The sequence below is a fragment of the Nesterenkonia sp. Act20 genome (genome assembly GCF_019173455.1).
Classification (GTDB): domain Bacteria; phylum Actinomycetota; class Actinomycetes; order Actinomycetales; family Micrococcaceae; genus Nesterenkonia.
On the sequence record NZ_JADPQH010000001.1, the window covers coordinates 220,922 to 242,735 of the forward strand.

A 21,814-nucleotide genomic window follows, 5' to 3' on the forward strand; every position below is an offset into this window, starting at 1 on the left:
CGTCTGCTCGTCTTATCAGCTGGTCCCCGCGCACAGCCCGAAGGCCTCGTCATGACGGCCCAGACCGCTTCGGCGAACACCACCCGGCTCGTCGCGGCAGCCGACTGGATGACTGCGCCCTCTGGTCCCGCCTCCGCGCGGGAGTGGCACACCAGCTATGGCATGCGACTGCTCGCGACTGATCTCGCCGTCATCGCGGGAATCCTTGGGGCAGTTCAGGGACTCCTTCTGCAGGGTCAGCACCCGGTGGGTGTGACTCTGGGGCTGGGCGCGCTGTGGGTGCTCGTGCTCAGTCTCGGCAGGTCCCGGGATTGGAAGCAGATCGGATCGGGACTCACTGAGTATCGACGCGTCCTCGTCGGGACCTTCGTGACCTTCGGAGTCTTCTTCGTGGCCGTGGTCGTCCTCGCCCTGGACGTGCCCCGAGAGCACATCATCGTCTCGCTTCCCCTGGGAGCCGCCGGCCTCCTGATCGGCAGGCACGCCTGGCGTCGATATCTCCTGGACCGGTGGCGTCACGGTGAGTGGACTCATCGTGTCGTCGTCGTGGGTGATGCTCGAAAGGTCCGCCATGTGGTCTCTGCAGTGGAAAGCTCCAAGACCTCCACCGGGACCACCGTCACGGCGACCTATACCGAGGGCCCGGCTCATGCAGACGGCGCAGTCGCGGACCCGGGACGCACCGTCGCGAGAATCATCGACGTGGTGACGCGCAGCGCCGCAGATCTGGTGATGCTCACCGAGACCGATCTCCTTCCTCCGGAGTCGGTCCGTGAACTGGGCTGGGCGCTGGAAGCCCTGGACGTGAACCTGGTCGTGGTTCCCTCGCTCTCTGAGGTGGCCGGTTCACGGATCGAAGCGCATATCGTCGGGGGCGTCCCGATGCTCTACGTGGCCTACCCGCGGATGTCGACCATGGGCCGGGTCACCAAACGTGCCTTCGACATCGTCGTCTCCGCCACGGCGCTGCTCATGCTCGCGCCGCTGCTGCTGGTGATCGCCGTCTGGGTCAAGCTGGACAGCACGGGTCCGGTGCTCTTCCGCCAGGAACGCGTCGGGATCGACCACTCACGTTTCTCAATGCTTAAGTTCCGCTCGATGGTGGTGGACGCAGAGAAGCACCTGTCGATGCTGCAGACCCTCTCGGAGGGAAACGGTGTGCTCTTCAAGATGCGCAAAGATCCTCGCGTCACCCGGGTCGGTGCGGTATTGCGCAGGCTCAGCTTCGATGAGCTGCCGCAGTTCTACAACGTGCTGCGCGGTGAGATGTCGGTCGTGGGACCCCGTCCGCCCCTGCCCCAGGAGGTGGAGGCCTACGATGACACCACCCACCGGCGGATGCTCGTCAAGCCAGGGATCACTGGGCTGTGGCAGGTCGCCGGTCGCTCCGATCTCAGCTGGGAGGAGAGCGTGCGTCTGGATCTGTACTACGTGGAGAACTGGTCCTTGATGGGAGACATCGTGATCGTGCTGCGCACGGTTCAGGCCGTCGTCGGGGGGTCCGGCGCCTACTGATCCGGCTTCTGCGGGGTAGACAGATCGCCGCCACCGCCTCCGGCGAGCTCGCGATAATGCGGGATGGCCACGGACGGCGGGCCGTCGGCGACCAGGTGGCCGTCGTCGAAGACCAGCACCCGCTGCGCCCGTGCGGCCAGGTCGAGGTCGTGGGTGGCCACGATCATCGGTGGTGTCAGGTTCATCAGCATCTCGGTGAACTCCACCGTGCTGCGCAGATCCAGCAGCGTGGTGGGCTCATCGGCGAGCACCAGCTCCGGCTCCGCGGCGAGGACACCGGCAAGTGCGACCTTCTGCCGCTCTCCGGAGGAGAGGTCGTAGATGCTGGACTCCTCTCGGTCACCGAGGCCCATGGTGTCCAAGATCTCACGGCTGCGCTGACGTCGCTGCGCTGCCGAGGAGATGCTGCTGCGCAGTGAGAAGGCGATGTCCTCGCCGACCACCGGCATGATCAGCTGCGCCTGTGGGTTGGCGAAGATGAATCCGGTCCGCAGGCCGGTGGGGCTGAGCTGGACCGATCCCGAGCTGGGCGCCACGAGTCCGGCGATGAGCCGGAGCAGCGTGGACTTTCCTGACCCATTGGCGCCGATCACTGCGATGCGGTGTTCGGGCAGATTCAGGGTCACCGGATGCAGGATGCGCCGCCGACCGCCGTCGGAGGTGTCGACATCGAATGCGGCTGCATCGAGGGTCGTCGTTACACTGGAAGGGTTGTCCACCGAACCCACCTATTCAAAGTTGTCAGGCCAGCGCGCTCTGCGCGGCCCGAAGGGAAACTGCACCGTTGATCAGCGTATCCAATCTTGAACTCCGCGCCGGAGCGCGTCTGCTGATGGACGAGGTCGCGTTCCGCATCGATTCGGGAGACAAAGTCGGCCTCGTCGGGCGCAACGGCGCCGGCAAGACCACGCTGACCAAGGTCCTTGCGGGGCTGACCCAGCCTGCCGCCGGACATGTGGAGCGCCGGGGGAGCATCGGTTATCTGCCGCAGGACCCCAAGATCGATGACATGGAGCAGCTCTCCCGCGACCGGATCCTCGCGGCCCGCGAGCTCGATGTCATCTCCGCCAAGCTCCGCCAGGCGGAGCAGGACATGGCCAGCACCGACGACGCGGTCCGCGACAAGGCGATGACCCAGTACGCGAAGGTGCAGACCCGGTTCGACGCCGCCGGAGGCTACTCCGCCGAGGCCGAGGCCGCGATGATCTGCAACAACCTGGATCTGCCCGAGCGCATCCTGACCCAGCCGCTGAAGACGCTCTCCGGTGGTCAGCGCCGCCGCGTCGAGCTCGCCCGGATCCTGTTCTCCGACGCGGACACCCTGCTTCTCGATGAGCCCACGAACCACCTGGACGCGGATTCCATCGTCTGGCTGCGAGATCACCTGCAGAGCTACGCCGGGGGAGTCCTGATGATCTCCCACGACGTGGACCTCATCGAATCCACCGTCAACAAGGTGTTCTACCTCGATGGCAACCGCATGACGCTCGATGTCTACAACATGGGCTGGAAGAAGTACCTGGTCCAGCGTGATCAGGACGCCGCCCGGCGCAAGCGCGAGTACGCCAACGCGGAGAAGAAGGCCAGCCAGCTGCGCTTCCAGGCGGAGAAGATGCGCGCGAAGGCCACGAAGGCCGTCGCTGCCCAATCCATGCTCAAGCGAGCCGACCGCATGATGGCCGGGCTCGAGGGCGAGCGCCAGGCCGAACGCGTGGCGAACATCCGCTTCCCCGCGCCGGCCTCCTGCGGCAAGACCCCGCTCATGGCGGAGGGACTCTCGAAGTCCTACGGCTCCCTGGAGATCTTCACCGGACTGGACCTCGCGATCGACCGAGGCTCTCGTGTGGTCATCCTGGGCTATAACGGTGCAGGCAAGACGACGTTGTTGCGCCTGCTGGCCGGCGCCGCGGAGGCGGACTCCGGCCGGGTGATCCCCGGACACGGGCTCAAGCTCGGCTACTTCGCCCAGGAGCACGACACTCTGGACACCGAGAGCTCCGTGCTGGAGAACATGAAGACCGCGGCACCGTTCCTCAACGACACCGACCAGCGGAAGATCCTCGGGTCCTTCCTGTTCTCCGGCGATGACGTGAGCAAGCCCGCGGCGGTGCTCTCCGGCGGCGAGAAGACTCGCCTGGCCCTGGCTTCGCTGGTGGCCTCGAGCGCCAATGTGCTGCTGCTGGACGAGCCGACGAACAACCTGGACCCCGCAAGTCGCGAGGAGATCCTCGCCGCGCTGCGCACCTACGAGGGTGCCGTGGTCCTGGTCAGCCACGACCCGGGTGCGGTGGAGGCGCTGAGCCCCGACCGGGTGCTGCTGCTGCCCGATGGCGAGGAAGACATCTACACCAAGGACTACGAGGACCTCATCACCCTGGCCTGATCATGCGGGACAGACTGTGCAGGCCCGGCGGTGCCGGCCCGGCAGTGACCGCCCGGCGGCGCCCGCCCGACAGTGCCGGCCCGACGCAGCTCCGAATGGCGCTGGTGAGTCCAGGTCCGTGGTCGCTAGGCTCTGCCCATGGATCTGACCCCCGACGCTCTGCTTGACGGCCCGCGGGGACGCCGGCTGCTGGAGTTCGCGATGGCCTCCGAGCGGCGTGCGGACCCGAGCTCAACTGTGCTCTCCGGAGCGGTGCATCAGGCAGCGACGGCGCTCGAGCCCGAGGGTGAGCACCGTGGACGGCTCGTGTCCCGGTGGCCGGTCTTCGGCTCCTCGGTCCGCGTACTGTCGTCAGCTGTCGGGCCCAAGGAGGTCTCGCGGGTTCTGGACGCCACGAACCTTGCGGAGCCCACGGAGGATCTGCTGCGGTTCGTCCTCGGCGACGTCGCGGCGTTCGCGCGCTATTGGCAGGAACCAGAGGGTGAGGACCATCTTGCCGCCTCCGCGGAGCTGCGCGGCGCTGCGTTGCGTGTGGCCCACCACCTTCTTGAGTCTCCGCAGACCACGTGGTGGAACCAAGACGTGCGCCTGATGGATCAGGCCTGCGTGCAGTGGCCAGATATTCCGGGATACGACCAGTCGAGCGAACCCGCGCGGGTGCTCTCGGACTGGCGTGCGGAACAGCAGGCCCTGGAACTCCGGGCACGGCGTGACCGTCCGGAAGATCCGAGGGCGAGCTACGGCGGATTCTGGTGGTCCCGGCCGCCGGAGAACCTGCGGCGCAGCACCGCTCGATTCTCCGATCACGCACCGGCGGTCCTGTACTTCTTCGAGGACAGCTTCGGCTGGGAGACCGCACACACGCGTCGGCTCTGGGTCTCCGGTGTGCCCAGCGTCTATGAGATCCGCACCGCCCAGGACTGGGCTGTACTCTGCGAGCGGTTCCCGCTGGAGGTCACCGCCGAGAAGCGCCACGACTGGTTCCGCACCACTGGCAGAGCCGGGAAGTGGGTGATTCCCGATTGGGAGGCTGTGTCAAAGGTGTACGACGGCGTCCACCTCAGCATCGCGGGCTATCTGAGAAGTGCCGGCCGGGCGATCCCGGTGGCGGCAGACACTGCCAGTGTGATCGCGGGATGGAACCCGGGGGAGACCTGGTGGTTCACCGCGGAGACCAGCCTCGGCCCCGAGGTGACGCACTGGCAGCTCGACGAGGAGTCTCTGCACTGGCGGGAGGTCGCCTCGTGCGCCGGAGATGAACTGCCGCCCGCCGGGTGAGGCTCAGCGGCCCAGTCGCTGGTCGACCCAGGCGTCCTCGAGGTCCTCGTCCGAGAGCCGTCCGGTCGTGATCCGGCGACGTCGATTGGCCTCACGCACTCGATCCTGCGCGGGCACGGAGGAGGCAGCATGCACCGGCCCGCCATCCTCTGAGATTGCATGCGGAGTCGCCCCAGTCGCCGCGGCCTCGGCCTCATCGAAGTCACGATTCCGGGCGTGGATTCGCGCGGCGTAGCCCCAGCCGATGAAGCCCAGCAGGCCGAAGGTGAGCCACTGCATGGAATAGGACAGATGGGGTCCCTCCTCCATTGAGGGACGGGTCAGCTGTCGCGGGGCCGTCTCCGGGTCGGGCGACTCCTCGGCCATGAGCCCGTAGCCGCCTGTGAGGAGGCTGTAGTCGAGCTCATCCTGGTACTCCTGGAGATCGATCGAGGCGAGCTGACCTTCGGGGGCCCCGCGATTGATCGCCGGCTCGGCGGGTCGGATGCGAGCCACAAGATCGACCTCGCCCTCGGGCGGCGCTGGTGAGTACTCCGGGCGGGAACCATCGGAACTGTCGGTGGGCAGCCACCCGCGGTCGATGATCACCACGTCATCGGTGCCGGCGACGGCGAAGGGGACCAGTGATTCATAGCCCACGGACCCGCGGTGTGCCCGGTTCCGGACGAGCCGAGAGTCGTCCTCGAGGTACTCGCCGGTCAGCGCGACCACGGTCCATTCGTCGTCGGCCTGGGCCGCGTCGAAGAGGTCTCGGGCCTCGGAGTAGGGCACCGGGTCGGCGTCGTAGTTGGAGACGATGCGGTTGATCTCCTCCAGCGAAGCTTCGCGGCGGTCGATCTGCCACTGGCCCAGGAACACGCAGGCCACGGCGAAGAGCGTGCAGATGGCGAGCCAGCCGAGCCAGGTGGGTGTGAGCAGAAAGCGATAGCGAGTCATGGGTCGATCCGACGCTCGTCGTCTGGGGCGACCGTGCCGGAATCCTCGTCTGCGCTGGTCAGGGGCTCAGTGCTGCGCCAGAACAGTCGCTGGGCGAGGAAGTTCTCCAACCACGCGCGGTGTTCCTCGCAGGCGAGCCATACCTTGCGACGAGCAGAGTCATGAATCTTGGGGTTGTTCCACAGCACCTGCCAGTCTGCGGTGTTCCGGCAGCCCTTGCGGGAGCATTCCGGGGTCTGCGGGCCTGGCTGCGCGCTGTCGCTGCCGAGGCTGTTGAGCAGATCCATCAGCGGCGTTCGTCCTGTTCCTCGTCGGTGTCTTCGGGGGCGTCGGGGTCCTCGAGTTCTCCAGCGATGACCTCGGGCTGCGCGGCATAGCCTTCGGCATCGGCGTCCTCCTGCGCGTCCTCCTCGTCCTCCCACCACTGACGGTCCATCGCTGGTGGGGCCTCTTCATGGGAGGTGCCCAGCAGGGAGGGGGACTGGAGATCCTCAGACTCGCTGCGGCGCATATATCGATCACCGCCGACGTTCGCCGTGGTCACGGCGACATAGGGCAGAACCACTGCGAGGGCGAGCAGAACCCACGTCATCCAGTTCTGCAGGATCACCGCCAGGATGAAGCACACCATGCGGATGCCCATTGACACCGCATAGCGGACCATTCTCCCGTGCTGCTCGTCACTGTGCTTCTGCGGTGCATCAGTGATCGAGTGGACCTGATCGCTCACCCGGACAGTCTAGGCGTCGAACCTGGAGGTGGGACGGCGATGTGACGCGACGGTCACATAGCCGCTGGCATAGGCTGGGCAGAGAACATTTCCCGCGCCAATGGTGGCCAAGCCCACCGAGCCGCTGGGAACGAGGCTCGTAATGAGGAGACTTATGAACGCACGCAGCGTATTGATCACCGGCGGGAACCGCGGGATCGGACGGGCCATCGCGGAGGCCTTCATCGCCAACGGTGACAAGGTCGCCGTCACCACCCGCAATGGGGAGGCCCCTGAGGGCGCCTTGGGAGTGGCGGCCGACGTCACTGATTCCGCCTCCGTGGACGCCGCGTTCACTCAGGTTGAAGAGGCCCACGGTCCGGTCGAGATTCTTGTGGCCAACGCCGGGATCACCCGAGACACCCTCCTGATGCGGATGAGCGAAGATGATTTCACCGATGTCCTCGACACCAATCTCACCGGCGCCTTCCGTGTGCTCAAGCGGGCCTCCAAGGGCATGATTCGGATGAAGAAGGGCCGCGTGGTGCTGATCTCCTCGGTGGTGGGTCTCTACGGGTCCCCTGGCCAGATCAACTACGCCTCTTCCAAATCGGGCCTCATCGGGATGGCCCGCTCACTGACCCGCGAGCTCGGCGGCCGCGGCATCACCGCCAACGTGGTGGCTCCCGGCTTCGTCCGCTCGGACATGACCGATGCGCTGGACGAGGCCACGCAGGCCAAATACCTGCAGAACATCCCCGCCGGACGGTTCGCCGAGGCTGGAGAGGTCGCCTCGGTGGTGCGCTGGCTCGCGTCCGCCGAGGCCTCCTACATCTCCGGAGCGGTGATCCCGGTAGATGGTGGCCTCGGGATGGGCCACTGACCTTCCCGGCTGCGGCGACCGCCGCACGCGAGACAGCACACCACGACGCAGAACTGAGGAAGCACTCATGACACAGCAGGACCTGGCCGGAACCGGCGCCATCATCACCGGATCCTCCCGCGGCATCGGGGCCGCCACCGCAGCGCTGCTCGGCGCCCGAGGTGCGGGCGTGGTGATCAACTATCGGCAGAAGGCGCCTCGGGCGAAGAAGGTGGTGGCCGGCATCGAGCAGTCCGGCGGTCGCGCGGTCGCCGTCGGCGCGGACCTTACCGAGGAGGCCGGCGCGCAGGCCCTGGTGGACGCCGCCGTGGGGAACTTCGGATCGCTGGACCTGCTCGTGCTCAACGCCTCGGGCGGAATGGAGTCCGGCCGCGGCGAGGACTACGCCCTGATGCTCAACCGCGACGCTCAGGTCCAGATGGCGCGTACCGCGATCGAGGTGATGCCCGAGGGCAGCCAGATCGTGTTCGTCACGAGCCACCAGGCGCACTTCATCAAGCAGACCGCCACGATGGACTCCTACGAGCCCGTGGCTCGGTCCAAGCGGGCTGGCGAGGATGCGCTTCGGGAGCTGATCCCGGAGCTCGACGCCAAAGGCATCACGCTCACCGTGGTCTCGGGCGACATGATCGAAGGCACCATCACGGCGACGCTGCTCGAACGTGCCGAGCCGGGTGCGATCGCCTCACGCCGTGAGGCCGCTGGTCGGCTCTACAGCGTCGAGGAGTTCGCGGCGGAGATCGCGTCCTTGGTGGGACGCGAAGATCTGGCGCAGGGTCACACCGAGCTTGTCGGCGGCGCAGAGGACTTCCTGGCGGCGAACAGCTAGCGCTCGGTCGCCGTGCTGCGTCTGATCCCGGCGCCCAGCACTCAGGCGCCCAGCAGAAGGGCCGCCGCTGGAACCAGCACCAGTGCTGCCGCGCTGCCGATCACGCCCCCGAGGGCTGGCCGGGACAGCGGCGCCGGTGGTGCAAGGAGCCTGCGCAGCCGCGCCGTGGTGATCAGCCTGGACTCTGCATCGTCGCCGCTCGTGGACTCAGCATCGGGGCCGGGTTCGGGGCCGCGTGCGGTCTCTGCTTCAGCCGGGGCGAGGCTCTCGGCCACGGTCTGAGTTCCCTCGCGAAGGACATCCTGGTGATCCGGGCCGGCGGAGCTCAGCGCAAGTGCGCGCAGCAGGTCCTGACGCGTGTGGGCGCGCAGGGCGCCGTCGTCGGCGAGCATCTCGGTCAGCTCGGTCACCGCAGCGCGGCCATGCCGGGTGGTGGGCAGCCAGGGCAGCGCGCGGTACCACGCCTCGAAGGCCATGGTGAGGAAGTGATGACGCTGCTGCAGATGGGTCTTCTCGTGCGCGACGACGGCGCCCAGCTCGGCCGCCGAGAGCTGGTTCAGCAGTCCTCGCGAGAGCACCGTCACGGAGCCGGCATGCGTTCGTCCAGGCAGGCAATAGGCCAGCGGGGCCTCATGTTCGAGCACATGGGCATCGCCCAGCTCTGCGGACAGGTTCAGGTGCCTTCCCAGCACGGCGGCCCGGTTGCCGTCCACCGGGGTGGAGAGCAGACGCACCACGTCGCGGTGACGGCGGCGCTGGCCCAGCACGCGGACATAGGTCAGCAGCAGGGTCAGCAGCAGGTGCCCGCCCAGCAGCACGCTCAGGCACAGCGCGAAGATGTGTCCTGGGTGCACTCCCAGGTCCGTCAGAGCCGCGAAATCTGCGGTGGCCATCAGCCCCAGCACCTTGGAAGCGGCGGCGGGCACCGAATCCCCGAATGGTCCGAGGCCGTAGACCATTGGGGCGCTGACCATGGAGACGCCCCCGGCCAGGGCGATGGCCTGCCACAGCAGCATCGCTGCCCAGGGGGAGCGGGAGCGGAACTCGGCCTCCCGGAGCAGCCGCGGCACAGGGATCGCGAGCATGAGGGCCAGGGCGGCGAGGCATGCGGCGAGGAGGGTCACCGATTCAGTTTAGTGGGGAACGGTGCTGGGTTCAGTTCTGCAGCAGGCGCCGCAGCGCGGCTGCCTCGGAATCGGGGATGGTCCCGATGAACCGGGCCAGCACGGCCTCACGATCACCCGCAGTGCCCAGGACCTCGTTGAGCATCTCCACGGTGTGCTCTTCGCGGGAGGCGGTGGCCGAATAGCGGTGCGGCCTCGTGGATCGCTCGCGCCGGACCATCTCTTTGCGCTCGAGCCGGGAGAGCACGGTCAGCACCGTGGTCACGGCCAGATCCTCGCCCAGACGATCGCGCACATCATTGGCGCTGAGGGATTCGGCGCTGTCCCAGAGCAGGCTCATGACTGAGCGCTCAAGTCCTCCGAGAGTGGCCATCTTCGGGTGCTCCTTATCGACTGTCACAACAGTGGTCTGACAACAACGGTGCACCTGGGAGCGCCCTGGGGGCTGCGCCTACGTGCAGGTAAGGCACCAGGATACTCCTGCCCAGGGGTGATTTCTACACGCTGTAGTAATGGTGTGTCACGGTCACTCGGCGGTGGACGGATTCAGCGTCTCGGGACTCGGAGCGACGGCGTCCACGGCGCGTTCCAGCGGGACGCCCGAGGCGTCACGGCGGGCCATCTCCGAGGGAAGATTCCGCGCAGTGCCGTTCTTCGCGGCGCCCAGAGCGGGACCGAGGCCTGCCCAGCCCAGCCGAAGGTGATCCTCTCCCCGCATGAACCGGTGGGAGCGCACGCCCGCGGTGCCGCGACCCTTGGCCGGGAACTCCGCCAGGTCGGTGAGCTTGATGCTCCCCGACTCGAACCCTTCCAGGGGGGTGTCTCCGGCGGCCAGGGTGACCACCAGGGCATTGGAGCTTGCTGGCTGGGCTGAATCGACGGCGTCGTCGTCTTCTGTCGTCTCCGCGAAGGCGTGCGCAGGGACCACGGAGAAGCCGATGACCGCATCCCCCTCGGCGAGCTTGATGCCCAGCATGCCGGCGGCGGTGCGCCCCTGGGCCCGGACGAGTCCGGCCTCGAAGTGCAGCAGCTGCGCTCCTGCGGTGATGAAGCAGAGGTGATCGGCGTCGTCCTCGGCCACTGCGGCGCTGACGACACGATCCTGGGTGCGTCCCTCGCCCTTGAGCGAGATGACCTCCCAGTCGTCCCGATTGAGCGGGTACTCCGGGTTCACGCGCTTGACCCGCCCCTGCGCGGTGCCCAGGGCGATGACTGCGTCCAGTGGGACGAAGGCGAGCAGCTCCTCGTTCTTCTCCAGGTGCAGGAACTCCTTCGCCTTGACGCCGTGGGTCAGGTTCACCGCACCGGAGGACATCTCGATCGCCGGCATGTCCATCACCGGCACCCGGACCATGCGACCAGTGGAGGTGACTGCGCCGATCTCTCCGCGCGCCGTGGTGGATACGGCGGAGGTCAGCGCATCGTGCCGGGCGCGCCGGGAGGGATGGACCAGCGTGCTGCGATTCGTGGTTCGCGCCAACTGACCCGAGGTGGAGAGCACGGCCCAGCAGGGGGCATCCGGGATCTGCAGGCTGGTGGAGCCGGCGGCCGGACCGGCTTCTGCCGGCGCAGCTGCTGCGGCGGGGGCTGCCTCTGCGTCGAGCAGCTCGGTGCGTCGGTCGTCGCCGTACTTGGCGGCCACCTCGTCCAGCTCTTCGGCGACCAGGCTGCGCAGACGCTGTTCAGACCCGAGGATGGCCTGGAGCTCGGCGATCTCCGCCTCCAGGCGCTCCTTCTCCTGTTCGAGCTCCAGCGCCGAGTAGCGGGTGAGCTGGCGCAGCCGCAGCTCAAGGATGTGATCGGCCTGGGCCTGGGTGAGTTCGAAGATCTGCATCAGCCGCTGGCGCGCAGCGCCGGTGTCGTCTGCGGCACGGATGATCTGGATGACCTCGTCGATGTCCAGGATCGCGATGAGCAGGCCCTTGACCAGGTGCAGGCGGTCCTCACGCTTGCGCAGCCGGTAGGCGCTGCGCCGCCGGACCACGTCCAGACGGTGGTCCACGTAGACCTGGAGCATCTCCAGCAGACCCAGCGTGCGGGGCTGGCCGTTGACCAGGGCCACGTTGTTGATGCCGAAGGAATCCTCCAGCGGCGTCTGCTTATAGAGCTGCGCGAGCACCGCCTGCGGGTTGAAGCCCGCCTTGAGCTCGATGATCATCCGCAGCCCGTGCTTGCGGTCGGTCAGATCCAGAACATCGGAGATGCCGGTGAGCTTCTTCGCCTGGACGGCGTCCTTGATCTTCTCGATGACCTTCTCGGGGCCGACCATGTACGGCAGCTGGGTCACCACGATCCCGGTCTTGCGCGCCGACACCTGCTCGATGGAGACCTTGGCCCGGGTCTTGAAGGAGCCGCGCCCGGTGCGGTAGGCGTCGGCGATCCCGTCCAATCCCACGATCCGCCCGCCGGAGGGCAGGTCAGGGCCCGGGATGTGGACCATGAGGTCTTCCACCGTGGCCGCGGGGTGCAGAATCAGGTGCTTGGCACCGTTGATGACCTCGCGCATATTGTGCGGAGCCATGTTCGTCGCCATGCCGACGGCGATCCCCGATGCTCCGTTGACGAGCAGATTCGGGAACGCGCTGGGGAGCACGCCGGGCTGGGTGAGCTGGTTGTCGTAGTTCGGCTCGAAATCCACGACGTCTTCATCGAGATCTGCAGTCATCGACAGCGCCGCAGCGGTCATCCGCGCCTCGGTGTAGCGGGGGGCCGCCGGGCCGTCGTCGAGGGAGCCGAAGTTGCCGTGTCCATCGACCAGCGGCAGGCGCAGCGCGAAGGGCTGCGCCATGCGCACCAGCGCATCATAGATCGCGGCGTCGCCGTGGGGATGCAGCTTGCCCATGACCTCACCGACCACGCGTGCGGACTTGACGTGGCCCTTCTCGGGCCGCAGGCCCATGTCCGACATCATGTACAGGATCCTGCGCTGCACGGGCTTGAGCCCGTCCCGGGCGTCGGGCAGGGCGCGCGAATAGATCACCGAGTAGGCGTACTCCAGGAAGGAGGTCTCCATCTCCGCAGAGACGTCGATGTCGATGATGTTCTTCTCCGGCGTCACCGGGGGAGTCTCGGCGCTCTTGGATTGGCGGGCCATAGCGGGGGAGCTGATCCTGTTTCTGTCGGAGGGCAGGTGCCTGCCAGAGGGCAGTATCCATTGCAGTGACGTGATGGTTAGTCTTGATCCTATGGGCGAGTCACCTCGAACCGGCGGATATCCGGCGCACTGGGAAGCAGATGTCGTGCTGCGTGATGGGGCCGCGGCGCATCTTCGACCGATCAGTCCCCAGGACTCCGAACGGCTGCAGCGCATGCATGCGGCGCAGTCCGACTCCTCAATCTACCTGCGATACTTCACCTTCAAGTCTGCACTGACCGAGAAGGAGCTCATCCGCTTCACCCAGGTCGATCACGTGGACCGCGTCGCAATGGTGATCCTGCTCGATGAGGAGATCATCGGGGTCGGCGGATTCGACCGGATCGAGGGCACCAGCGAGGCAGAGGTCTCCTTCAACATCTCGGACAAGCACCAGGGCCGAGGACTGGGATCGGTGCTGCTGGAGCACCTGGCGGCCGCAGGGCGCGAACGCGGGCTTGAACGCTTCTCCGCGGAGGTGCTGCCGGAGAACCGCAAGATGCTCACCGTCTTCTCCGAGGCGGGATATGAGACCCAGCGCCGCTTCGAGGACGGCGTGGTCATGCTCGAGTTCCCCATCGACCCTACGGAGAAGTCCCGAGCGGTGATGGAGGCGCGGGAACACCGCGCCGAGTCGCGCAGCGTGGCCGAGCTGCTGGCGCCGGAGCAGGTGGCCGTCATCGGCGCTTCTCGTGAATACGGGTCGGTGGGATACCACCTGGTCCAGAACCTCATCGAGAGTCACTTCACCGGTGGGGTCCACTCGGTCAACCCTGAGGCCTTCGAGGTCGGGGGAGTGGAGGCCTCCGCCTCATTGGCCCATATCAAGCAGCAGATCGATCTCGCCGTGGTCGCGGTGCCGGCCGAGCAGCTGGCCGAGGTCGTCGCCGACTGTGGTCGCAACGGCGTCAAGGGGATTCTCGTGGTCACCGCACCCGAACTGGGAGCTCCGGCTGAGGGGCCCGATCATCGACCGTTGGACCAGCGTGAGCTGGTGCGACTGGCGCGGCGCTGGGGGATGCGCCTGATCGGGCCCGCGTCGGTGGGTCTGATGAACACCGATCCGGATGTCTCGCTGAACGCCTCGCTCTCACCCACCATGCCGCTGCGCGGCGGGGTGGGACTGTTCAGCCAGTCGGCATCGATCGGGGTCTCGCTCTTCGCCCAGGCCAATCGGCGAGAGCTCGGCCTCTCCTCGGTGATCTCCGCCGGCAACCGGGCGGATCTCTCCGGCAATGACGCGATGCAGTACTTCGAGGATGATGACTCCACCCGCGCGGTCGGGGTCTACCTCGAGAGCTTCGGCAATCCGCGCAAGTTCTCCCGAATCGCCCGGCGGCTCTCGCGGACCAAGCCTGTGGTGGTCGCCAAGTCAGACGTGATGGGTCGCAGTCTGCCTCCGGGTCATGAGGTGCGCACCACGCGCGCCCCGATGGGGGCCGTGGACTCGATGCTGGAGCACTCCGGGGTGATTCAGGTGGGCAATCATGACTCGCTCATGGACGTGCTGCAGGTGCTGGCGACCCAGCCGCTGCCCGGGGGTGATCGGATCGGGATCCTGTCGAATTCTCCGTCCATGGGAAGGATCCTGGCCGATACGGCCGACACGCTCGGACTGACGGCGGTCCGCGTCGTCGGGGATCTGGACCTCGATCTGCCCCGTGCGGCCGCCGACGCCGCGTTGGCAGGGGCGCTCGAGGAGCTCTTCACCGCCGAGGACATCGACGCCGTCGCGCTGTGTCTGCAGCCGGCCGTGACCGGCGAGCACTATGACCACAGCAGGCTCATCTCACAGACCGCCCGGCAGCACACCAAGCCGATGGTGGCGTCCTGGATCGGGGTGCTCGACGCGGGCGTGCCGCTGAACCATATCGGCAACGCCGCTCCGGTGATCGAGGACGGATCGCTGCAGCAGGGGTTCCCCGTGTTCTCCTCGCCCGAGCGGTCCCTGGTGGCCCTGGCCAAGATCGTGCGCTACCAGCGGTGGCGCTCTGCGGGCATCGGTGAGGCCTACGTGCCCAAGGGCCTGGAGGGAACCGCCGCTTCGCGACGCGGGGACGAGCTGCTGGACGGCTGGCTCGACGGGGTCCAGGGCGCCCAGCTTGAATCGCTGGACGCGGATCGCTGTGCGGAGCTGCTCGGGGTCTACGGCATCTCGATGCTGCGCTCTGTGGCGTTCTCCACCGAGGCCGAAGCGCTGGCGGCAGCCGAACAGCTGGGCTATCCGGTGGCGGTGAAGTCCACGAACACCTATCTGCGACACCGACTCGACCTGGGCGGGGTCCAGCTGAACATCGAGGACCCCGAGGGTCTGCGCCGCGCGATCGCAGAGATGCGTCATGTGCTCGCTGACTATGCTGCCGCCGGCCTGGAGCTGCAGTCGATGGCACCGGCTGGTCAGGGCTGCGTGGTCCGGGCCATCGAGGATCCGCTGATGGGCCCGGTCGTGTCCTTCGGGCTCTCCGGGGACGCCGTGGAGCTGCTCGACGACTGGGCGCACGCGGTTCCCCCGCTGACGGATCAGGACCTGCGCGGCCTCGTGCGTCGTCCGCGCGCCGCTCAGCGGCTCTTCGGGTACAAGGGCGTTCCTGCGGTGGACATCGCGGGACTGGAGGACACTCTGCAGCGGGTGGCCATGCTCAAGGACAACCACCCGCAGGTGGCGTCCCTGCAGCTGACTCCGGTGCTGGCCTCACCGGCGGGCGTTCAGGTGCTGCATGCGGCGATCGAGATCGCGAACCCGGAGCAGCGCACGGATTCCGCCCGTCGAGCGATCAGCCGATACTGACCCTTCCTCCTGGGCAGTTGAGTGATCCGGTAGCTATGTCGGGACGGGATCACTCATCTGCCCAGGGGGAGCGGCGCGGCTGGCCGTCTGCGCGGGAGCTACTGCGCGGGACCCCTGCTCGCAGCAGCCTCTTCGTCAGGATGTCCGGGGTGCTCAGATCCGCCCAGCCCCAGCGAACCACCTTCCGGCCGGTCCGACGCAGCGCGTCCTCACGCAGCTTTTCGGCATAGTGCACCTCCTTGGCGGTCCGGCCTTCGAGCATCGTCTCGTCGAAGTACTTGCCGCGACCGTCGAACTCGCCGACGATCCGGCGCGGCGCATGACCTGAGCGGCCCGGGAGCGTCCATTCGAAGTCGACGCGCTCCTCCCCGAGGTCTGTGGCGACCCGCACCTGCAGAGCGGGTGGCACGAACCCCTGTTCGTGAATGAGGGCGCGTGAGACGGACTCGCCTGGGCTCTCCGCGGCGCCGTCGGCGAAAACCAGGGCGGCCCTCCATCGCGCCGTCAGCCGCTGGGAGAGGAAGTCCTCGCCCCAGGTCAGGGGTTCGCTGCTGCTGGGCAAGTGTCCCGATGCGCGTCGCCCGAGAAGCGCATCGAGAACCGCCACGGCGTTGCGGAAGGCCATGCGCGAGACGGTGTCCGGCAGAGCCAGCTCCACCGGTTCCGCCCGATAGCCCTGAGCCGGACCGTTGACGGATCCCAGCGCCGTCATGGGGACGCGCACCTGCGTGGCGACACCGGCGTCCCCGCGCTGAGCCTTGCGCAGGCCCGCGCGCGTCATGCCGTGCGGGAGCACGGGCTCGATGCGCCGGGTCGGAAGGTTCAGCAGGACGGCCGCGCTGACGTCGTCGTGGGGATGGCCCGCGCGGTAGCCGAGGAGCCAGCTGTCCCGTGACGTGGTTCCGGTCATGGACCCGCGTCGGCTGATGCCGACGAGGCTGGGATCCGTGGTCCGCAGGATGACGTGCTGCGGCACTTCGGCGAGCGGAAATCCATGCAGCAGGAGGGCAGATTAGCGGCAGAAGAGTGCGCCCGGCAGACGCCGGGCCATCGCGGCGAGCGCGATCTCGGCGCGCACCCAGGACGGGGAGCGGACCCAGGCGGCAGCCTCAACATAGACCCCGCGGCGGACCCGCAGGAGCTGCCCGGACGCGACAAGGGCGGAGAGTCGCGTGGCGCTGTGCAGATCATCCGGCTGCCAGCAGGAGCGCAGGAGCTCGATGGGGGCGCGGGAGTCGTCGGTCATGGCTCCACGGTCGCGCAACGCGCGAGACGGGACCAGCCCGCCTGGAGAACTGTGAATGACCGCATTCTTCCCGGGCGGTTGAGCATTCCGGCGGATACGTTGGTACCGGAGAACTCAACTGCCCAGGAGGGGAGGGGTCAGAGGACGCTTCCGGTGCGCTGGATGTGCTCGCGCAGCCTCTCCAGGCCCTCATCGATGCTGATCCGCGGCGTCCAGTCCAGCGCCTGCTGGGTGGCGCGCTGGTCGAACCAGTGCGCGGTGGAGAGCTGCTCGGCGAGGAACTTCGTCATCGGCGGCTCATCGGTCCGCGGACCGGCGACCCTCTCACTGAGCGCCCAGAGGCGTTCGACGACGGCGCCGGCCCCCTTCGCGAGTCCAGGAGCCAGGCGCAGTCGAGGCGCGGGCGCGCCCCCTGCGGCGGCGATCCCGGTGATGAGCTCGCCGATGGGGCGTGGCTCGCCGTTGGTGAGCACCAGGCGCTGCCCGGCGATCCGCGGCAGCCGGCGCAGCCCCGCGAGGAAGGCGTCCACGGCGTTGTCGATGAAGAGGGTGTCGACCAGCGCGGCTCCGGAGCCCAGGATCGGCATGCGTCCCGAACGGGCCCGCTCGATGATGCGGCTGGTGAGCTGTCCATCGCCCGGGCCCCAGACCAGATGCGGTCGCAGGACCAGGACATTGAACCCGCTCGCGCCGCGGGCCTCGGCGATCAGCTCGGCTTCGGCCTTGGTCTGCGCGTAGCTTCCCACCGCGCGGCGGGGGTCCGCGGGGCCTGCTTCGGCCCCGATCAGAGAGGCCCCGGCGTGAGCCACCGAGGGGGACGAGACATGCAGGAAATCGGTCACACCGCTGGCCTGCGCCGCGTCCAGGAGTCGCTGGGTCCCGCGCACGTTGACCTCGACGAAGTCCTCGTGCGCTCCGGAGACCGAGACCTTCGCCGCCATATGAACCACCGCGTCCTGACCCTGCGTGGCCCGCGCCACCGCGGCAGGATCAGCCAGTGAACCGCGGATTTCTCGAACGCCCTCCAGCGCCGAGGCGCTGCGCTGCAGCACGCTGACGGCGTAGCCCTCCGCGACCAGTCGCTGCGCCACGCTGCGCCCGAGCAGGCCGGAGGCCCCGGTGACCAGGACCCGGGCGCCGGGCTCGATGCAGCGGGTCACGGGGCGCCGACCTTCTCCCCGGCGAGCACACGCTCGGCCCAGGCCGCGAGACCGGTGCGGTCGATCTTGGAATTGTGCCGCACATCGGTGGGAAGCTCATCGAGCACCAGCACCGCGGCGACCTGGATTTCCGGGACGGCCGCTCGCACCCTGGCGGCGAAGGAGACCTCCGCCACGGGGGATCGTCCCTCGCGGAGGGCGGCCCGCTCAGATTCGGACTCAGACTCGGGCTCGACGATCACCACGACTGCCTGGGTGCCGCGTGGTCCCACCGGAACGGCGGCGCTTCGGGCGACCTCGGGCAGCGCATCCACCGGAGTCTCCACGGTGCCGGGACCGATCGGGCCCGCCGCCGTGGTGAGGACATGCTGCAGGCGCCCTTCGATCCAGAGCCTGGAGTCGGCGTCGAAGTGACCGATGTCGTTGGTGCGGTGCCAGAGCAGCCCGTCGTGGGTGTCGCGGCGCGAGATCCGGTCGGTGAACCAGAGCCGGTCGTAGCCGGCCTTCAGATGAGCGGCCGAGACGACGATCTCCCCGAGCACGCCTTCGGCATCAGCAGGCTCGACCAGCACCTCGGCGGGAACGCCGACGGAGTCCAGCGGCGCCAGGGCGAACCGGACCCCGTCGACCGCCGAGCCTACGCAGACCCCGGACTGGGCCGTGGTCATCGCGTCGAGCACGCCACGGCGTTCGATGTCTGCCTGGAGCAGTCCCTCGGTCATGCCATAGGGGGTGTGGATCTCGGCGGCCGGGAAGATGTCTTGGACCGCGTTCAGCAGGTCCGGATGCACCGGCGCGCCGGCTGAGAGCACCAGGGAGATCCTCCCGAGTGCTCGGCGCTGCAGCGCGGAGAGTCCCGCGGCAGTGGCGACCACATTGCGCAGCGCCGCCGGTGAGCCGAAGAACATGCTGGCTTCGCCGGCCAGGGCCGCGTCGGCCACCGCCGTCGCGGTCAATGTGGCGGGCTTCGTCACCGACATCTCCGGAGTGACTGAGGTCGCGCCGATGGCGGGTCCCAGGAGCGCGAACGGGGCGAAGCCCGCGATCAGCGATGCACCGGGTCGGATGTCGAACTGCTCGACCAGCAGCGCGACCAGGGCGCCGAGACGCTCGTGGGTGTAGACCACGCCCTTGGCAGGCCCGGTGGATCCAGAGGTGAACAGCACCGCGGCCGGGTCCTCGGCGGCAGGATGCGGCTCGTTCTCCAGGGACTCACCCTCATGGCGGCTCAGCAGGGACTCTACTGAGGCCACGGTGCCCAGCAGCCGCTCTCGACGGGCGGTGAGCCTCTGGGCGCTGATCCGCCGGCCCGGCCAGCCGAGGCTGCGCGCCAGGGTGAGTCCGGGCTGGGCTCCGATGATCCAGTCGGGACGGGCGCTGCGCACTGCGCGGGTCATTCCGCGCACGCCCAGGCCGGCGTCGGCCACCACTGCCACGGCGCCTAAGCGCAGACAGGCGTAGAGGATCACGGTCAGCGTGTTTCCGGGCTGGACCAGCAGCGAGACGCGATCACCGCGACGGACACCGGTGGCGCGCAGGCCGACCGCGAGTGCATCCACCTGCCGGGCGAGTTGCTCCCAGCTCAGCGCCCGGTTGCCGGTGGCGGCGTCCTCGGCGGTGCTCCACGGCTCGGCCTCGGCGGTCATATCGACGACGGCGGCATCCCGGCGCCGCGCGGAGGTGCTCAGCGAGGTGAGCTGCTCGTGCAGACCCAGGATCGTTCCGGCGGGCTCCGGGCTGCGCTGGCTGCCCCGCCCCGGAATCGCAGCAGGGCCCTGCCCGAAGTGGTCCTCGAGCCAGGTGAACAGCGGGGCGGCGATGTCGCGGTCCTCCACGAGCATGTGCCCGGCGCCCTCGAAGCGGTGCAGGTCGGCGTGCGGGACGCGGGCCTGCAGATCGGCGAGGTAGCGGTCCTGGAAGACCGGGTCCTTGGGTCCCCACAGCAGCAGCGTGGGCTTGTCCCATTCGCTCAGCCCGGCCGAGATCTCCTGAAGCGCTGCGCGTGATCCGTGGGAGCTCAGCGCAGGGATGTCGGCCACGAAGCCTCCGATGCCCCCGCGTCCGCTCCGCGAGGTGTAGGGGGCGCGATAGGCCTCGCGCACCGCTGCCGGCAGCGTCTCCTCGGCAAGGCCGAGCGTGACGCGCAGGAAGGCGTCTGTGGTGACCGTGGCGGCGGGGAGCGCCGCCGGCGCCATCGCGGCGCGCAGGGCGGCAGGCACCGGCTCGGCGATGGGATGATCCACGGCGGTGTTCAAGGTGATGGCGGCATCGACCTGTCCGCGCTGACGCACAGCCCAGCCCAACGAGATCACCCCGCCCCAGTCATGGCCCAGTGTGACCAGAGTGGAGGTGTCGACTTCGAGCGCGTCCATCAGCGCGTCGAGGTCTCCCAGGCGCGTCTGCAGCTGACGGTAGCTGGGTGCATCGGGCGCCGGTGCCACGGGATGGGCCAGTCGTTCGGAGAATCCCATGTCGAGCTGATCCGGTGCGATGACCCGCCAGGCGGAGCCCTCGGCGGCACGCTCGAGCGAGGCCGAGAGCACAGAGCGCCACAGATAGGACCAGGTGGGGTTGCCGTGCACGGCGAGGATCGTCCCGGTGGGGGTGATCCCGAGGGCAGCCAGTGCCGGCCCGGTGTCCAGGACGTGAAAGGTCCGTGCGCCGTCGTCGGTCTTGGCTCTCACCAGACGCGACCACTGCGGATCGAGCCCCGGAAAGGCCAGACCCGCGTCGGGAGCATGGTCGGCGGGCAGCCGTGCGGGCGCGGCCTCGATGGGGGAGAAGCGGCGGCGCAGACTCACCATTCGATCTCCAGCATCGCGGTGTTCAACCCGGAGCCCACTCCCATGCAGAGCACGCGGTCTCCGCGCTGCAGCCGCTCGGACTCGCGGGCGAGGGTGATCGGCAGCGAGGCGGGCCCCACATTGCCGAGGTCCGGGTACGTCACGGGCACACGCTTCTTGTCCAGCTTGGCGGCCTTGACGATGGAGGAGGTGTGCAGCTGGGAGACCTGATGGGTGATGTAGGAGTCCATGGAGTCCCAGTCGAAGTGCTCCCGGGCATCGGTCCAGGCGTCCATGACCAGCTCCAGGCCGCCGTCGAGGAGGCCACGGGCATCGGTGAACATGCCGTGGTGGTCGCCCACGCACAGCGCATGGTGCTGAGTCGCCGCGCGGGTCACTCCGCCGACGATGCGGTGCCCTTCGGGGTGCTGGTCCGCCGGGCCGACGACGGCGGCTGCCGCACCGGAGCCCAGGGTCAGCGACGCGAACTCGGCCATGAAGTCATCCCGGGAAGCCATCTTCTCCAGGGAGTTGATGCGTTCGACGGTCGCGTCCTGGACCTTCTTGGCATCCTCGCCGTTGACGATCAGCACATAGGTGGCTTGACCGGCGTCGATCATCGAGCTCGCCAGGGTGATGGCGTTGACGAAGCCGAGGCAGGCATTGGTGATGTCGAAGTTCATCGCCGAGGTGGGGAGGCCGAGATCGTGGTGGATGCCCACAGCCACAGACGGTTCAAGGTGCTCGCGGGTGACCGAGGTGTTGATCATCATCGAGACCTGATCGGGGGCTATCCCGGCCGCGGCCAGCGCCCTGCGCCCGGCCTCGACGGTGCCGGCGCGCACATCGCCTGGCTTGGACCAGTTCCGCCGCGCCTTGACCCCGGCGACTCGGTGGAGCAGCCCCGTGGGCAGCCTGAGACGTTTGAGCGCATCCCCCAGTCGCTTGTCGAGGTCCTTGGACGTGAGGACCTCAGGCGCTTGGACCTCCGTCACAGAGAGGAGGGAAGCGTTGCGGTGATGAAAAGTCGCGTTTCCTGGCACCGCA

18 protein-coding genes are annotated in these 21,814 nt (G+C 68.2%); 6 read left to right on the forward strand and 12 right to left on the reverse strand.

Translation table 11 applies throughout. The features are described from left to right. Positions 1-51: 51 nt before the first annotated feature. The gene (locus tag IY716_RS01000) at positions 52-1,515 is read left to right on the forward strand and encodes a sugar transferase (protein WP_218219806.1); all 1,464 of its coding nucleotides are present in this window, start codon (positions 52-54) and stop codon (positions 1,513-1,515) included. On the opposite strand, the gene IY716_RS01005 is transcribed toward IY716_RS01000, so the two are convergent. Further along, positions 1,509-2,234, reverse strand: coding sequence for an ABC transporter ATP-binding protein (locus IY716_RS01005; protein WP_218219807.1), 726 nt, complete (start codon positions 2,232-2,234; stop codon positions 1,509-1,511). The two genes, IY716_RS01000 and IY716_RS01005, sit on opposite strands and share 7 nt — an antisense overlap. A gap of 65 nt (positions 2,235-2,299) precedes the next feature. Between IY716_RS01005 and IY716_RS01010 the strand changes: the two genes are divergently transcribed. Both IY716_RS01010 and IY716_RS01015 read left to right on the forward strand, forming a co-directional pair. Further along, a complete protein-coding gene (locus IY716_RS01010) occupies positions 2,300-3,898 on the forward strand; it encodes an ABC-F family ATP-binding cassette domain-containing protein (RefSeq protein ID WP_218219808.1) in 1,599 nt (532 codons plus the stop codon). A 138-nt stretch (positions 3,899-4,036) separates the two neighbouring features. Then, on the forward strand, positions 4,037-5,176 hold the full coding sequence (locus tag IY716_RS01015; RefSeq protein ID WP_218219809.1) for a hypothetical protein: 1,140 nt from the start codon (positions 4,037-4,039) through the stop codon (positions 5,174-5,176). Positions 5,177-5,179: 3 nt separating this feature from the next. Here the strand turns inward: IY716_RS01015 and IY716_RS01020 are convergent, their stop codons facing one another. The 3 genes from IY716_RS01020 to IY716_RS01030 are packed head-to-tail and all read right to left on the reverse strand — an operon-like array spanning position 5,180 to position 6,842. Next, entirely contained in the window at positions 5,180-6,112 is a 933-nt protein-coding gene (locus tag IY716_RS01020) for an SURF1 family protein (protein ID WP_218219810.1), read from the reverse strand. Continuing rightward, complete coding sequence (locus tag IY716_RS01025) at positions 6,109-6,399, reverse strand: acetone carboxylase (RefSeq protein ID WP_218219811.1); 291 nt, start codon at positions 6,397-6,399, stop codon at positions 6,109-6,111. Before IY716_RS01025 ends, IY716_RS01020 begins: the two co-directional genes overlap by 4 nt. Next, entirely contained in the window at positions 6,399-6,842 is a 444-nt protein-coding gene (locus IY716_RS01030) for a DUF3099 domain-containing protein (protein ID WP_218219812.1), read from the reverse strand. Before IY716_RS01030 ends, IY716_RS01025 begins: the two co-directional genes overlap by 1 nt. A gap of 154 nt (positions 6,843-6,996) precedes the next feature. Here IY716_RS01030 and fabG point away from each other — a divergent pair, with 154 nt between their 5' ends. Both fabG and IY716_RS01040 read left to right on the forward strand, forming a co-directional pair. Continuing rightward, positions 6,997-7,704, forward strand: coding sequence for a 3-oxoacyl-ACP reductase FabG (gene fabG, locus IY716_RS01035; protein ID WP_255316381.1), 708 nt, complete (start codon positions 6,997-6,999; stop codon positions 7,702-7,704). A gap of 67 nt (positions 7,705-7,771) precedes the next feature. Further along, on the forward strand, positions 7,772-8,533 hold the full coding sequence (locus tag IY716_RS01040) for an SDR family oxidoreductase (RefSeq protein ID WP_218219814.1): 762 nt from the start codon (positions 7,772-7,774) through the stop codon (positions 8,531-8,533). 41 nt (positions 8,534-8,574) lie between these two features. Here the strand turns inward: IY716_RS01040 and IY716_RS01045 are convergent, their stop codons facing one another. The 3 genes from IY716_RS01045 to IY716_RS01055 all read right to left on the reverse strand — a co-directional run bounded on the left by IY716_RS01045 (position 8,575) and on the right by IY716_RS01055 (position 12,751). Beyond that, positions 8,575-9,657, reverse strand: a complete 1,083-nt coding sequence (locus IY716_RS01045) for a M56 family metallopeptidase (RefSeq protein ID WP_369699542.1) — start codon at positions 9,655-9,657, stop codon at positions 8,575-8,577. 31 nt (positions 9,658-9,688) lie between these two features. Beyond that, complete coding sequence (locus IY716_RS01050; protein ID WP_218219815.1) at positions 9,689-10,030, reverse strand: BlaI/MecI/CopY family transcriptional regulator; 342 nt, start codon at positions 10,028-10,030, stop codon at positions 9,689-9,691. 153 nt (positions 10,031-10,183) lie between these two features. Continuing rightward, on the reverse strand, positions 10,184-12,751 hold the full coding sequence (locus tag IY716_RS01055; RefSeq protein ID WP_218219816.1) for a DNA topoisomerase (ATP-hydrolyzing) subunit A: 2,568 nt from the start codon (positions 12,749-12,751) through the stop codon (positions 10,184-10,186). 91 nt (positions 12,752-12,842) lie between these two features. Between IY716_RS01055 and IY716_RS01060 the strand changes: the two genes are divergently transcribed. After that, positions 12,843-15,578, forward strand: a complete 2,736-nt coding sequence (locus tag IY716_RS01060; RefSeq protein WP_218219817.1) for a bifunctional GNAT family N-acetyltransferase/acetate--CoA ligase family protein — start codon at positions 12,843-12,845, stop codon at positions 15,576-15,578. Between the two features lie 49 nt (positions 15,579-15,627). Here IY716_RS01060 and IY716_RS01065 read toward each other — a convergent pair whose 3' ends face one another. The 5 genes from IY716_RS01065 to IY716_RS01085 form a co-directional block, all read right to left on the reverse strand. Continuing rightward, positions 15,628-16,554 carry a hypothetical protein gene (locus tag IY716_RS01065; protein ID WP_218219818.1) on the reverse strand — a complete coding sequence of 309 codons (927 nt, stop codon included), beginning with the start codon at positions 16,552-16,554 and terminating at the stop codon, positions 15,628-15,630. Between the two features lie 36 nt (positions 16,555-16,590). Continuing rightward, complete coding sequence (locus tag IY716_RS01070; RefSeq protein WP_218219819.1) at positions 16,591-16,824, reverse strand: type IV toxin-antitoxin system AbiEi family antitoxin domain-containing protein; 234 nt, start codon at positions 16,822-16,824, stop codon at positions 16,591-16,593. Positions 16,825-16,961: 137 nt separating this feature from the next. Continuing rightward, complete coding sequence (locus tag IY716_RS01075; RefSeq protein ID WP_369699543.1) at positions 16,962-17,984, reverse strand: NAD-dependent epimerase/dehydratase family protein; 1,023 nt, start codon at positions 17,982-17,984, stop codon at positions 16,962-16,964. After that, positions 17,981-20,788: an alpha/beta fold hydrolase gene (locus IY716_RS01080; RefSeq protein ID WP_218219820.1), complete on the reverse strand. Its 2,808-nt coding sequence runs from the start codon at positions 20,786-20,788 to the stop codon at positions 17,981-17,983. The genes IY716_RS01075 and IY716_RS01080 overlap by 4 nt, the downstream gene beginning before the upstream one ends. Further along, positions 20,782-21,810, reverse strand: coding sequence for a 3-oxoacyl-ACP synthase III (locus IY716_RS01085; protein ID WP_218219821.1), 1,029 nt, complete (start codon positions 21,808-21,810; stop codon positions 20,782-20,784). The genes IY716_RS01080 and IY716_RS01085 overlap by 7 nt, the downstream gene beginning before the upstream one ends. Between the last annotated feature and the right edge of the window lie 4 nt (positions 21,811-21,814).